We start from the raw sequence: 13,289 nt of genomic DNA, 5'->3' as shown, positions 1-13,289 counted from the left end.
GTGTCCACCGTATTGCGAACGGTCCTCGCGAGGTGCTTACCATCACCCATGAAAAAGGCCGCTTCAACGTAAGTTGAAACGGCCTTGGCATCACTCATCGCAAGCGCCCGTTTAATCGAGCAGCAACTTCAGATCATGCACCCAGGTATCCACGCCCTGTCCGTCACGTGCGAACAACCTGAGTTTCCCTTGCGGATCGAATACATAGCTAGCGGCCGTGTGGTCCATGGTGTAATCGCCGGCCGCCTTGCCGGGGACCTGCGCGTAATACACGCGAAAATCCTTCGTGATCTTGACGAGTTCCGCCGTGTCAGCAGGACGCAACCCGATGAACGTCGGGCTAAACGCCGATACATATTCGCCCAGCAATGGCGCTGTGTCGCGTGCGGGATCGACGGTGACCATCAGCACTTGAACGCGCTTGCCGTCGTCGCCGAGTTTTGCGATTGCCTGTGACAGTTCAGCGAGCGTGGTCGGGCAAACGTCCGGGCAATGCGTATAGCCGAAGAACAGCACCACCGCCTTGCCTTTGAAATCGCCGAGCGTGCGCGGTTTGCCGCTGGTGTCGGGCAACGAAAAATCGCTGCCGAACTGCGTATTACCCGTGATGTCGAGATTGGTGAACGCCGGCTTGCTATCGCATCCTGCGAGCAGCGCGGCGGCCAAAACGAATCCCAACCAGACAGCGATTCCCCGAGCTGAAAACTTCATAAACCGATCACCGTTCGCACGTAGTGATCCACGAGCAGCGCGCCGAACAACAGCGACAAATACACGATGGAGAACCGGAAGGTCTTGCGCGCGAGAGCATCGGAATATTCACGATAAATCTTCCACGCATAACCCAGGAAAATGCCGCCGAGCACGACAGCGGACGCCAAATAGAGCACCCCGCTCATGCCGGAGATAAACGGCATCATGGTCACGGCAAACAGGATCACCGTGTACAAAAGGATATGCAGACGGGTGTATTTCTCGCCGTGCGTATTCGGCAGCATGGGCAAGCCTGCGTTCTCGTAGTCCTTGCGCCTGTACAACGCCAGCGCCCAAAAGTGCGGCGGTGTCCATACGAAGATGATCAGGACAAGAATCCAAGCGTCCCCGGGCACGTGGCCCGTAACGGCTGCCCAGCCAAGCGCCGGCGGCATGGCGCCCGACGCGCCGCCAATCACAATGTTCTGCGGCGTAGCGGGTTTCAACAAGCACGTATAAATCACCGCATAGCCGACAAACGTGGCAATGGTCAGCCACATGGTCAGCCCGTTCGTGAACGTGTAGAGCGTCCACATGCCCGCGCCGCCGAGCACCGCTGAAAACAGCAGGATCTGAGCAGGCGTGATCTCGCCGCGGGCGGACGGACGCCACGCGGTGCGGCGCATCATGGCATCGATTTTTTGTTCCATCAGGCAGTTGATGGCGAACGCGGCCCCGGCCAGCAACCAGATGCCCACGGTTCCGCCGATCAGCACCGTCCACGGCACCATGCCCGGCGTGGACAGGAACATGCCGATGACCGCGCAGAAAACCGCGAGTTGCGTCACGCGCGGTTTGGTCAACGCGATGTACTGCGAGAGGCGGTTACCGGAAGGGGAAATTAGTGTCGTGCTGTCCATAGAAACTCACGGAGCTTGGCGCGGAAGCGATGCGGAAACGGGCTCGCGCGAGACGGAGGCAGACGACCCCACAACGTGGCCGGGACGGCTGGAAGAGATTCGAAAGTTTACCATAACGAGCAAGAGCAAAAGGATGGCCGCCCCGCCGTTGTGGGCCACGGCGATAGGCAGCGGCCACTGCAGCAGGATGTTCGACAACCCCGTCAGGAACTGCACGAGGATCACGATCATGATGCCGTTGGCAGGTTTTCTCAACGACTCAAATCGCCGCAGTTTCGCCGCGAGCCACAACGTGTATAGCACGACAACGATCGCAAAGGTCCTGTGGGTCCAGTGAATCGCGACGAGCGCGTCTTGCGAAATGACATCGCCGTCGCCGGTCATGCCGAGCGCCCGCCAAAGGTGGAAGCCGTGCTCGAAGTTCATCGGCGGAATCCACGCGCCGTTGCACAGCGGGAAATCCGTGCACGCGAGCACCGCGTAGTTCGTGCTGACCCAGCCGCCCAGCGCGATCTGGACGACCAGCAGCAATACGCCGACGAGCGCCGCGGGCAACCAGCGGGCGGCGGCGGGATCGATAGCCGGAATCGGCGTCAAGCGCGCAGCCAGCCACCCGAGCGAGCCGAGCAACGCCAATCCGAGCAACAAATGCGTGGTCACAATCACGGGCTGCAGTTTCATCGTGACCGTCCACGCCCCGAACGCGCCCTGAACCACGATCAGCATCAGGATGCCCGTCGGCCACCATGGCGACACGTGCAGCGGCCGGCGCTTGATACGGGCCGTCCAGGCAATCAGGACCTGCGCGATGATCAACACGCCAATCGCCATCGCGAAATAGCGATGTATCATCTCGATCCACGCCTTGCCGATACTCACCGGTCCCGTCGGCATCGCCTGATACGCGGCGTTGATGGCCGCATGCGCAATAAACGGCGACGACGTGCCATAACAGCCTGGCCAGTCAGGACAACCGAGACCCGAATCGGTGAGACGCGTAAAACCGCCGAACATCACGAGGTCGAGCGTCAGGAAGGTGGTGAGCCAGACGAGCTTGCGAAATTTGTTGTCGTCGGCTTTCACCCACACGTACGAAAGCGGCAACAACGCAATGCAGATGCCGATCAACCCGAGTTGTAAAACGTAAGTCATGCGTGCCCTGTCCTCAACTTCAACTCGTCTTCAACCGATCCGCGACCACTTCAGCAGCTTCGCCAGATCCGCCTTGATCTTCTCCGGCTCCGGATTCTTCGGGAACCGCATCATGAGATTGCCGTTGGGATCGACCAGGAAGATGTGATCGGTGAGTTGCGAATCCGCACCCGCCGGCAACCACGCCGCAACCGCCTTGGGATCGGCGGCGACCAGCATGCGCGTGTCCGGCTGCGGATAAGCCGTGCGGATCACGTCCGACACTGGTTTGTCATCGGTACGAAGCCAGACGTTGATCACCCGATCGCGTTCCGCCCCTTGCAGCACACGGACCTGCCGCATGAAGAACAGACGCGTGACGCACTGTTCGTTGCAATCGCTGCCATTGACCGTGACCATCAGCCATTTGCCGCGCAGCGCGGTGAGCGGCATCGGCTTGCCTTGTTCGTCGGTGACGGCGAGCTGGTCGGGAATCGGCCGTTGAGGATCAATGAGCGCGCCGTAGCTCGTAGTGCCGCCAGTAGGCTTGACCACGTAGTACATGAAGTAGGACGCGAGGACCGGCGCGGCGCAAACGGCTGCGAGCAGGATCAGCATCCAGCGCCCCTTGTTCCATGAGCCGGGCGTGCGTTCCTGCTGCTGGGCACGCGCCTTGTGAACGGCAGACGCGGACGGTCGGGGAGTTTGCATGGACAAAATGTTGCCTCTATTCGTTTGCGACGTCGCGTACTCATTATTCACGCGACGCAATCAATCAAGCGCTGGGCGCCTGCGTTGTGGCGTAAGCGCGGAGGTCCGTTATCGGCCAATTCGCCGTGCTGGACCTTGCTCGAGGTTAGTAGGGTGCGGGATCAAACCTTCCCATCGAGCGGTTCTGGCGCATTCGGCCCGTCGTCCTTCTTCCCTTCGTTCTTCGCCGCGCGCCTCGCGGCGTACAAACCGAACCCGAGCGCGGCAAGCGCCATGCCCCACCACTGCAGCATATAGCCGTAGTTGGTATCCACGCCCATGGTCGGCGCCGGCCAGTCACGCACCAGCTTGTCGCCGCTATTGTTCAATTGCTGGATGACGAACGGTTGCAGCGGCAAACCCGTTTCGGCGGCATAGGCGGCGACATCGAGATTCTGCCGAATCTTTTGCTGCGCCGCGGAACCGCCGTGTCCCAACTCGAAAGCCTGCGACGCATTCGCCCGCGCAACGCCTTCAATCTCGACTTCACCGGACGGCGTGTCATACGGCTCAATGCCCGTACGATCCACCAGGTTACGTGGCAACCAGCCGCGGTTTACAAGCACGACGCCGCCGCCATCGAGCTTGAGCGGCATCACGACGTAGAAACCCGGCTGGTCGTTATAAGGCCGGTTGTCGAGATAGACGACCCGATCGGGCATGAATGTGCCACGCGCCAGTACACGATGAAAATTGATATCTTTCAACGCAATCGGCGTCGCGCCCACGCGCTGCACCGGCGCGTTTTCGAACGCGACAATCTGCGCGTTCAACTGCTCTTTCTGATGCGCGCGGTCCCGTTGCCAGAAGCCAAGCCGCACCGTAACCGCCATGACGATCAGGATGATCAGCGCCGGCCAGAAGCGAATTTTCATACCGCGTTTCCACCGGTGGAAACCTGAGCGCCCACGCGGCATGTTACCTGCGGTGCGATAATCGACAGATCGAACTTCTTAGGCCAACTGGCTGTTTTCATGCACATATTCGTTGCCGTTGCATTCATTCTCATCATCGCGAGCCTGGGTTCGGCGTTGTACTTCATGATGACCGACAAGGGCAAGACCAAGCGCATGGTGTGGTCGCTCGCCATGCGGGTCGGGCTGTCGATCTCGCTGTTCCTCTTCATCCTGTTCGCGCACTGGATGGGCTGGATCCAGTCCACCGGGATTCCACTCGGACGCTGAATAAGCTCCGAACAACGCGTTGCATTTGCGTAGTAAGTTGGGCTTTCCGGCAGCGTGAAGGTTCGCCCCGGATCGCGGAATACTAGCGAGCCGTTGCGCTCAACGCTGCGACAAAACCGCGCACGAAACGCCTTCTTCACATTTCCACAAGCCGCACTCAAAAGCAAAAAGCGCCGCCCGAGTCAGGTCGAGGCGGCGCTTTGCAAAGCATCTTTTTCAATCGACTTCCTTCATTCCACTTCAGCTCATCAAGCGAGACCAGCGCAAGTGGATCAATCCGCCGCACCCGTCCGGCCTAATCGCTATCTGACTACTTACAACCAGTACACGACTACATACAGTCCGAGCCACACCACGTCCACAAAGTGCCAGTACCACGCGGCGCCTTCAAACGCGAAATGATGTTCTGCAGTGAAGTGCCCACGGATGACACGCACAAGGACAACGGTGAGCATTGTGCCGCCGAGAAACACGTGGAAGCCGTGGAAGCCCGTCAGCAAAAAGAACGTGGAGCCGTACACGCCAGAAGCCAGTGTGAGGTTCAGTTCGTTGTACGCGTGGAAATATTCGTAGCCCTGGCAGAACAGGAAGCACAGACCGAGCAGCACGGTCGCGGCCAGCCAGATGATTGTTTTGTTCCGATGATTTTCGCGCAGTGCATGGTGAGCGACCGTCAGCGTAGCGCCTGAACTGAGCAGCAACGCGGTGTTGATCGTCGGCAGCGGCCATGGCGTCATTGAACGGAAGTGCGACACCAGCGCGGCGGGACCGTTATTCGGCCATACAGCGGTGAAGTCCGGCCAGATCAGCTTGTAATCGAGACTACCCAGTTCATGCAACGCAATCTGGCGGGCGTAAAACAGCGCGCCGAAGAACGCCGCGAAGAACATCACTTCGGAGAAAATGAACCAGCTCATGCTCCAGCGGTACGACAAATCCACGTTCTTGCCGTACATCCCGCCTTCGGATTCCCCGATGGAGTCTCCAAACCAGTGCCATAGCGTGTACAGCAGCCAAAGCAGGCCGATGACAAACGTGATCGGCGCCCATGGTTCACCATTGACCCACGACGCCAGTGAAGCCATCGAGATCAGAAGGCCGGTGGCGGCCATGATCGGATGTCTCGACGGCTGCGGGACGAAATAGTACGGGCTTTCGTTTTGACCGCTCATTATTGATTCTCCACTTCGATCCAGTTGCTTGAATTTTTTGCTGCCACTGCCGCCGCTTGATCCTTCCGCAGCAACACCACTAGCGTTACCCCACCACCGCCCGTACCACCACCAGCAACACGACGATAAATAGCACCGCCCCAATTACCCCGGCCGCGATCAAATGCAGCGGATTCAGCGAGGCATCGTTTTCCAGGTCGCTGCGACGGCGCACGCCGAAAAACGACCAGAAAACCGCCTTCAGCAACCGGAGAAAACTGTTCTTCGGCGCCTGCTTTTGTGATTCAACCATCTCACGTCTCCGCCGCGTTGCTCGGTTTATATACGGCCTGCCGCGCTTATTGGCCGGAAAGTGCAGCCTTGCACTAAATACCGTTTTTCGACACCGACGCAGGCGCGGTCAATTCAAAGAATGTGTACGACAACGTGATCGTTTTCACATCCTTGGGCAGCTTTGGATCCACCACGAACACCACGGGCATTCGCCGGGTCTCGTTCGGTTTCAACGTCTGCTGCGTGAAGCAAAAGCACTCGATCTTCTTGAAATACTCGGTGGCCTGCATGGGCGCATAACTCGGAATGGCTTGCGCCTGAACCGTGCGGGCTTGCTGGTTGGTCACCTCGTACATCACCGTCATCACTTCGCCCGGATGCACGTCCAGCGTGTTCTGCTCCGGCTTGAACTGCAATGGGCCGCGCGCGTTTGCATCGAATTCGATGGCAATCTTGCGGCTCATGTCGACCTGCGTATTCTTCGCTTCCCGTGCGCCGACATCGCGCTGCACGAGATTGTTGATGCCGGTAATCGAGCAGATCGCGCGATACATGGGCACCAGCGCAAAACCGAAACCGAACATGGCGGCGGCCACCACAATCAGCTTGACCATCATCGAGCGGTTGAACGCGCGATCTTCCTTGATCTCCTCGGGCGTCGACACGTTCGCTACCCTCTGGAGCGCACGTACTGATCGACGACTACTGCCGCGAAAAAAACCGCGGCCACTGCCAACAGGATCAGGCCAAGCCGTTTGTTGCCTGCGCGAACCTGCGCGGGCGTGCGTTGCTTCTGTGAATTCCGGGTCATCCGTTCAGGCTTTATTCCGCTAGTCATGCGCTTCGCTGTCATTGTCCTGCGTGGCGCGCGTCCCGTTCCACTTCAACATCAGCGCAACGGGACACGCCGCCAGTATTCACTCCACGTGCGGCGGCTGCTCGAACGTATGGAAAGGAGCCGGGCTCGGGATGGTCCATTCCAGACCTTCAGCGCCGTCCCACGGCTTGTCCTCGGCTTTCTCCAGATCACCACCGCCGCGATACGCCGGCAATGCGACCGCGAATAGGAAGTACACCTGCGCCAGACCGAAACCAAACGCGCCAATTGTCGCAACCTGGTTGAAGTCCGTGAACTGCGCCGGGTAATCCGCATAACGACGCGGCATGCCGGCGAGGCCCAGGAAGTGCATCGGGAAGAAGGTGATGTTGAAGAAGATCATCGACGCCCAGAAATGGATCTTCCCGCGCGTCTCGTTGTACATCCAGCCGGTCCACTTCGGCGACCAGTAGTACCACCCGGAAAAGAGCGCGAACAACGACCCCGCCACCAGCACGTAGTGGAAGTGCGCCACTACGTAATAAGTGCCGTGCATCTGGATATCGAGCGGCGCCATGGAGAGGATCAGGCCCGTGAAACCGCCCATGGTGAACACGAACAGAAAGCCGATGGCGAACAGCATGGGCGATTCAAAGGTCAACGAACCGCGCCACATGGTGGCGACCCAGTTGAACACCTTAACGCCCGTCGGCACCGCGATCAGCATGGTCGCGTACATGAAGAAGAGCTGGCCCGTCACCGGCATGCCGGTGGCGAACATGTGGTGCGCCCACACCATGAACGAGAGGATCGCGATGGATGCCGTTGCGTACACCATCGAGCTATAACCGAACAGCGGCTTGCGCGAGAACGCCGGGATCACCTGAGACACAATCCCGAACGCCGGCAAGATCATGATGTACACCTCGGGATGCCCGAAGAACCAGAAAATATGCTGGTACATCACCGGATCGCCGCCGCCTGCTGCATTGAAGAACGACGTGCCGAAGTGGCGATCGAACAGCACCATGGTGATCGCGCCTGCCAGCACCGGCATCACGGCAATCAACAGGTAGGCGGTGATCAGCCAGGTCCAGCAAAACATGGGCATCTTCATCAGCGTCATGCCGGGCGCGCGCATGTTCAGGATCGTCACGACGATATTGATACCGCCCATGATCGACGACGCACCCATCAAGTGGATCGCGAAAATGGCGAAGTCCATGCCCGGGCCCATCTGCGTGGACAGCGGTGCGTACAGCGTCCAGCCGGCAGCGGTTGCGCCGCCGGGAACGAAGAACGACGTGATCAGCAGGATGGCAGCCACCGGCAGCAGCCAGAAGCTGAAGTTATTCATCCGCGCGAAGGCCATGTCCGATGCGCCGATCTGCAGCGGAATCTGCCAGTTCGCGAAACCGACGAACGCCGGCATGATCGCGCCGAACACCATGATCAGGCCGTGCATGGTGGTCAACTGGTTAAAGAACTCTGGCCGCATGATCTGCAGGCCGGGCTCGAAGAGCTCCGCGCGGATCATCAGCGCCATCACGCCCCCGGACAGGAACATGATGAACGAGAACAACAGGTACAAGGTACCGATGTCCTTGTGGTTCGTCGCAAATAGCCAGCGACGCCAGCCGTACGGCAGCTCGTGCGCATGCTCGTCGTGGGCGTGACCATGTTCATGGCCCGCGGTTACATCGTGTCCGATGCTAGACATGACAATCTCCTAAAGCGAATACTGCGGCACTTGGGTGTACGCTACGCCAGCTTCCTTTCAGAAGGAAGCTGGCCGTTTGGGTACGACCGTCAGGCAGCCGGACTGATCTCAACGCGCCGTGCTTCTCTCGGGTCAGCACCGCCCGTGATCGTTTCCGGCTTCTTCAAAATGATGCGGTCTTCCGCTACGCCCGCGGCCTTCAGCGCATCGCGAACGGCCTGCGCGCGCGTCTTCGCCAGTTCGGCGTTCTTCGCGGCAGAGCCGGTTGCGTCGGTGAAGCCCGACAGCGTCAGCTTAGCGTCCGGATGCGCCTTCGCGTAATCAGCTGCTGTCTGGACTGCGCTGGCGGCATCGGCGGGCAAAGCATTCTTACCCGTCTCAAAATAGACGCTCGCCGGCAACGAAGCGGCGGTTGCCGCCGGAGCCGATGCGTCCGATGCCGCTGCCGGCGCAGCAGATGCCGCCGGAGCCGCACTTGCCGCATCCGAACCCGCTGCCGCGCCGCTCGCCGCCGTATCCGAAGCTGCTGCAGCACCTGCACCCGCGAGATGGTCGCCACCCGCCGGCATCTTGCCGTTACGTGCATCGGCAACTTGAAGGGGTTGCAGGATGTCGCCGGTGTGATTGCCCCAGGTATTGCGTTCGTACGTGATCACCGAAGCGATCTCGACGTTGTTCAATGTCGCGCCCCAGTTCGGCATTGCGCCCTTGCCTTTCAGCACAATGCTCACGTGGTCCGCGATCGGGCCATTGGCGATCTTGCTGCCGTCGAGCGCCGGAAACTGGCCTGCGCCCTTGCCGGTCGGCTGGTGACAGACCGCGCAATTCGACGAATAGACCTGCGCGCCGCGCGCCTTCAGTTCGTCCATGGTGTAAGTCTTGTTCGGATCGTCCGCGCTGGCGGCCATTTTCTTCTTCTGGCCATCGACCCATGCCGTGTAGTCCTCAGCGGACAACACTTCGACCACGACCGGCATGTACGCGTGTTCCTTGCCGCACAACTCGGTACAGAAGCCGCGGAACGTGCCGGTCTTCTCGGCCTTGAACCACGTGTCACGCACGAAGCCGGGGATCGCATCCTGTTTCACGCCGAATGCCGGGACGTACCACGAGTGGACGACGTCATTAGCGGTGGTGATGATGCGGATTTTCTTGTCGACCGGAACCACGAGCGGGTTGTCGACTTCTTGCAGATACAGCTCGGAAATGGGCGCCTGGCCGTTCGTTTCGCTACGCGGGGTAGAAAGCGTGGACAGGAAGTTGATGCCTTCGCCCTGCCCCTTCACGTAGTCGTAACCCCACTTCCACTGATAGCCGGTGACCTTCACGGTCAGGTCGGCGTTGGTTGTGTCCTTCATGGCGACGACGGCCTTCGTGGCCGGCAGCGCCATCAGCACGACGATCACGAACGGAACAATCGTCCAGATGATTTCGACGGTGGTGCTTTCGTGGAAATTCGAAGCCTTGTGTCCTTTCGACTTCCGGTGCATCAGGACCGAATAGAACATCACGCCGAACACGCCGAGGAAAATCACCGTACAGATGATCAGCATGAACGTATGGAGGCTGTAGAGCTCTTCGGCGATCTTCGTCACCGGCGTCTGGAAGTTAAGTTCGTTAACTGCAGGACCGCCAGGACTGTCGTTGACCGCCAGGGCTGCGCCGGCGAACAGGAGTCCGCTTAACGCCAGCACGCCCGAGAGGGCTCGCTTGATTGTTTTCATAGCTTCCTTACCCAAAATTTCCATTCAGACCCTCGACCCCCGTATGCACCCGTCCGACTCATGCATCGCCTCCCCTGGAAACGATCTACTCGGCGGCGCGTGTCGATGCGTGTGCCGCTTGCTACGACCTTCACTGCTTCTTCTCTTCAAACCGGGCGCTGCGAACCGGACATCGCGGGTGGCCGATTTTCAGGCCGTCAGTTGCAACGTCTCAGCCACATGCGCAACTCGACGGCGAACTGCTTGCGACGATGCTGCGCCAGATGTATCCCGACCGGCACCGACTCCCCCCGCGACACGAGCTTGACCGGATCTCTCGGCGTTGCTCCCGGCTCGACTCTCACCCAGCGCGGATTGAACTCCATCTGCGTGAGCGTTTCCGCATCCATGCGCTCGATCAACAGCCGATCGTGAAACAGCAGAATCCGTTCATAGTCGACAGCATGCCGCGCATAAATGACGAACGCGATACCGACCGCCAGCAATTCGATACCCGTAAAAGGCAGCACCAGCCAAGCGCCCGCCCACACCAGCAAACTCGCGATCAGCAACGAGAACAGCGCCAGCGACACATAGAAGGCCACGAATTGCCGCGGCGAGACAGAACAGTTCCGCTTGATCAACCAGTCCTTTACGACCGGTTCGGTGTCCATCGGCAGATCAGTTGCTTGCATCGCCGTCTCCCGCGTCAGATTTGTCTCACCCGCGCTGCGTGTTGCGTGTATTGCCTATCTATTGCTCACCTATTGGGCCAGCGCCAACTACTCGGAATGCGCCCAAAATCATGCCAGCCCGGCGACAAACTGACGCATTATAGGCGCGTTGCCCAGCATCCACAAGCAAGGTGGTGCACGCCGCAAAGCCAAGCCGCACAAGCCTCTGCGCCCTTTTGCCGCATCCTTTTGGATGCTTGTCAACGCGTGTATTCGAGGGGTGGGAATGGCCTTTTTGACTGGTTTACTTGCTCCGTTTTGAGCCTCGTCCTATATCTTCCAGCCTCACAATACCGTGCCCTTCCGCCGTCATTCGCGGCACCGCCTTCCATGCGTGCCCGTAGATCACTTCGAAGGTCAGCGGGATCGTGCCGTCTTCGCGGCGACGCGCTTCAAGCGCCGTGTGAAGCGCGTCACGCAACGCCCGAGCCTGCTTTTGCGGTGCAACGTCACGCGGATAAGCACCCCATCGGCGGACGTCCTTCAGCAACGATTCCGGCGACTTGTACGTGATCGTCAGCACCTCCTGATCCATCACCGGAATCTCGAAACCGCTCTCGACGAGCATGTCGCCGAGATCGTGCATATCGACGAATTCGATAGTGTGGCGCTGCGGCGTCAGACCCAGTGATTTTTCCGCCTGCGCGTATGCGCCGCTGAGCTCTTTCAATGTGTCGGGACCGAGCGTGCTGAACATCAGCAGGCCGTTCACCTTGAGCACACGTGCCCATTCGGGAAATACGAGGTCAGGGCGCGCATTCCAGTGCAGCGCGAGGTTCGACCAGAGCATCTCGAACGCACTTGCAACAAAGGGCAGGTGGGCAAAATCGCCCTGCGCCAGTTGCGGGCCGCGCGCGCCGAATGCCTTGCCCAGCGTGGCCGGAAGAAACCGCCGCCAGCCGGCGTTGGCTTCAGATTCGGCCATCTCGGCCTGGTTCGCCCGGGCCAACATGGCTGCCGACAAATCCATGCCGAGCACCGACGCATCTGCGAAACGCTCGCGCAGGCCCGGCAGGTCTGCGCCCATGCCGCAGCCCGCGTCGAGCACGCGCACCGGGGTTACCTTGATGTAGTCAAGGCGCTCGCGCATGCGCTGCGCGATCTCGCGCGGCAGGAATGCAACGTCATCGAACGTTGCGGCCCGACGGTCGAAAATTCGCTGCAAATGGCGCGAATCGTAGGCCGGACGGCCAGCATTGGCAGGAGTTGGGGACATGACAACCTACTTTCTAAGAGTGCGAAGTATACTCGGTCGATTCCTGAAACGTTCAGCCAAACCAGGCAGCACAACGGTTTCCCGCGGTTCTCCAATGCGCTCGTGGGCTGATCCCGTGCTCACTCAGGGCGGATTTTTGCGCTGCCGCGCATTCTTTGGATCGAACGTATGAAGCTATGCTTTGGTGTCGTATGGCGCGCTCCAGGCTCGCTGCGCGAGGCTTCTGCCATGGCGCTGCGGCGGATCGGCCAGTTGCGCGACATCGCGTTGCCCAGTCAGTGCGCATTGTGTGGCAATTTGTCGCAGAAAGTGTTGTGTGCCGGTTGCGATGAACAGTATTGGAATCAGGCGCGCACACGGTGCCCGGTTTGTGCATTACCCGTGCCGGTTCTCGCGGCGGGCCCGGCTGCGTCCGCCGGCGTTAAAAATGGCGCCTATTTGCCTTGCAGGCGGTGCATTGCGGAGCCCCCGCATTTCGACGCGACTATTGCGCTGGCCGACTATCATGCGCCGCTCGATACACTCGCGCTCGATCTCAAGTTCCACGCGCGGCTGGCAACGGCCGACGAGTTCGCGCGCCAGTTGCAAGCGGCGTTCGAGAGCACAGACGCGGCGACGCCCGATGTCGTTGCACCCGTGCCGCTGTCGCCACGGCGCCTGAGGACGCGCGGTTACAACCAGGCGTGGTCGATCGGAAAGCCGCTTGCGCGCCGGCTCGGCTCGTTGGCTGACGCAACGCTGATCGAGCGCACGAGAGATACGGCGCCGCAAGCAAAGCTTGATCTCGATACACGACGCAAAAACGTCGGCAGTGCGTTCACAGTGTTGCGTGACATACGCGGCCAGCACGTGGCAATCGTCGACGACGTGATGACCTCAGGCGCCACGCTCGACGCGCTGGCGTTTACGCTGAAAGCCGCCGGCGCGCGGCGTGTTACCAACTTCGTCGCGCTGCGCACGCCGCAAGACTAATTCC

The 13,289-nt window shown here is 60.0% G+C and carries 15 protein-coding genes; 2 read left to right on the top strand and 13 right to left on the bottom strand.

Annotated elements, in window-relative coordinates; translation table 11 throughout:
• Window positions 1-111: 111 nt before the first annotated feature.
• The 5 genes from ACSQ83_RS17100 to ACSQ83_RS17080 form a co-directional block, all read right to left on the bottom strand.
• Window positions 112-711 carry an SCO family protein gene (locus ACSQ83_RS17100; RefSeq protein WP_436228954.1) on the bottom strand — a complete coding sequence of 200 codons (600 nt, stop codon included), beginning with the start codon at window positions 709-711 and terminating at the stop codon, window positions 112-114.
• Window positions 708-1,613 carry a heme o synthase gene (gene cyoE / locus ACSQ83_RS17095; protein WP_414952438.1) on the bottom strand — a complete coding sequence of 302 codons (906 nt, stop codon included), beginning with the start codon at window positions 1,611-1,613 and terminating at the stop codon, window positions 708-710. Before cyoE ends, ACSQ83_RS17100 begins: the two co-directional genes overlap by 4 nt.
• Before the next feature lie 6 nt (window positions 1,614-1,619).
• On the bottom strand, window positions 1,620-2,765 hold the full coding sequence (locus ACSQ83_RS17090) for a COX15/CtaA family protein (RefSeq protein WP_436228953.1): 1,146 nt from the start codon (window positions 2,763-2,765) through the stop codon (window positions 1,620-1,622).
• A gap of 30 nt (window positions 2,766-2,795) precedes the next feature.
• Window positions 2,796-3,455: an SCO family protein gene (locus ACSQ83_RS17085; protein WP_436228952.1), complete on the bottom strand. Its 660-nt coding sequence runs from the start codon at window positions 3,453-3,455 to the stop codon at window positions 2,796-2,798.
• A 161-nt stretch (window positions 3,456-3,616) separates the two neighbouring features.
• On the bottom strand, window positions 3,617-4,369 hold the full coding sequence (locus ACSQ83_RS17080; RefSeq protein ID WP_414952435.1) for an SURF1 family protein: 753 nt from the start codon (window positions 4,367-4,369) through the stop codon (window positions 3,617-3,619).
• 99 nt (window positions 4,370-4,468) lie between these two features.
• On the opposite strand from ACSQ83_RS17080, the gene ACSQ83_RS17075 reads away from it, so the two are divergent.
• Entirely contained in the window at window positions 4,469-4,678 is a 210-nt protein-coding gene (locus tag ACSQ83_RS17075; protein WP_089165283.1) for a twin transmembrane helix small protein, read from the top strand.
• Window positions 4,679-4,992: 314 nt separating this feature from the next.
• On the opposite strand, the gene ACSQ83_RS17070 is transcribed toward ACSQ83_RS17075, so the two are convergent.
• The 8 genes from ACSQ83_RS17070 to ACSQ83_RS17035 all read right to left on the bottom strand — a co-directional run bounded on the left by ACSQ83_RS17070 (window position 4,993) and on the right by ACSQ83_RS17035 (window position 12,313).
• Entirely contained in the window at window positions 4,993-5,850 is an 858-nt protein-coding gene (locus ACSQ83_RS17070) for a cytochrome c oxidase subunit 3 (protein WP_414952434.1), read from the bottom strand.
• A gap of 85 nt (window positions 5,851-5,935) precedes the next feature.
• Window positions 5,936-6,142: a DUF2970 domain-containing protein gene (locus ACSQ83_RS17065; RefSeq protein WP_414952433.1), complete on the bottom strand. Its 207-nt coding sequence runs from the start codon at window positions 6,140-6,142 to the stop codon at window positions 5,936-5,938.
• A 73-nt stretch (window positions 6,143-6,215) separates the two neighbouring features.
• Window positions 6,216-6,788 carry a cytochrome c oxidase assembly protein gene (locus tag ACSQ83_RS17060; RefSeq protein ID WP_436228951.1) on the bottom strand — a complete coding sequence of 191 codons (573 nt, stop codon included), beginning with the start codon at window positions 6,786-6,788 and terminating at the stop codon, window positions 6,216-6,218.
• Between the two features lie 5 nt (window positions 6,789-6,793).
• The gene (locus tag ACSQ83_RS17055; protein ID WP_089165287.1) at window positions 6,794-6,934 is read right to left on the bottom strand and encodes a cytochrome oxidase small assembly protein; all 141 of its coding nucleotides are present in this window, start codon (window positions 6,932-6,934) and stop codon (window positions 6,794-6,796) included.
• Between the two features lie 106 nt (window positions 6,935-7,040).
• Window positions 7,041-8,660, bottom strand: coding sequence for a cytochrome c oxidase subunit I (gene ctaD / locus ACSQ83_RS17050; protein WP_414952431.1), 1,620 nt, complete (start codon window positions 8,658-8,660; stop codon window positions 7,041-7,043).
• Between the two features lie 89 nt (window positions 8,661-8,749).
• Window positions 8,750-10,408 carry a cytochrome c oxidase subunit II gene (gene coxB / locus ACSQ83_RS17045; protein WP_414952430.1) on the bottom strand — a complete coding sequence of 553 codons (1,659 nt, stop codon included), beginning with the start codon at window positions 10,406-10,408 and terminating at the stop codon, window positions 8,750-8,752.
• A 173-nt stretch (window positions 10,409-10,581) separates the two neighbouring features.
• A complete protein-coding gene (locus ACSQ83_RS17040; protein WP_299702502.1) occupies window positions 10,582-11,058 on the bottom strand; it encodes a DUF2244 domain-containing protein in 477 nt (158 codons plus the stop codon).
• Between the two features lie 283 nt (window positions 11,059-11,341).
• Window positions 11,342-12,313 carry a methyltransferase domain-containing protein gene (locus ACSQ83_RS17035; protein WP_436228950.1) on the bottom strand — a complete coding sequence of 324 codons (972 nt, stop codon included), beginning with the start codon at window positions 12,311-12,313 and terminating at the stop codon, window positions 11,342-11,344.
• A gap of 228 nt (window positions 12,314-12,541) precedes the next feature.
• Between ACSQ83_RS17035 and ACSQ83_RS17030 the strand changes: the two genes are divergently transcribed.
• Window positions 12,542-13,285, top strand: coding sequence for a ComF family protein (locus ACSQ83_RS17030; protein WP_436229018.1), 744 nt, complete (start codon window positions 12,542-12,544; stop codon window positions 13,283-13,285).
• The last annotated feature ends 4 nt before the right edge of the window (window positions 13,286-13,289 follow it).

This window comes from Caballeronia sp. LjRoot29 (genome assembly GCF_964252755.1).
In the GTDB taxonomy this organism is placed as follows: domain Bacteria; phylum Pseudomonadota; class Gammaproteobacteria; order Burkholderiales; family Burkholderiaceae; genus Caballeronia.
Note: the sequence above shows the minus strand (reverse complement) of the source record. Positions and strands in the feature narration are given on the sequence as shown.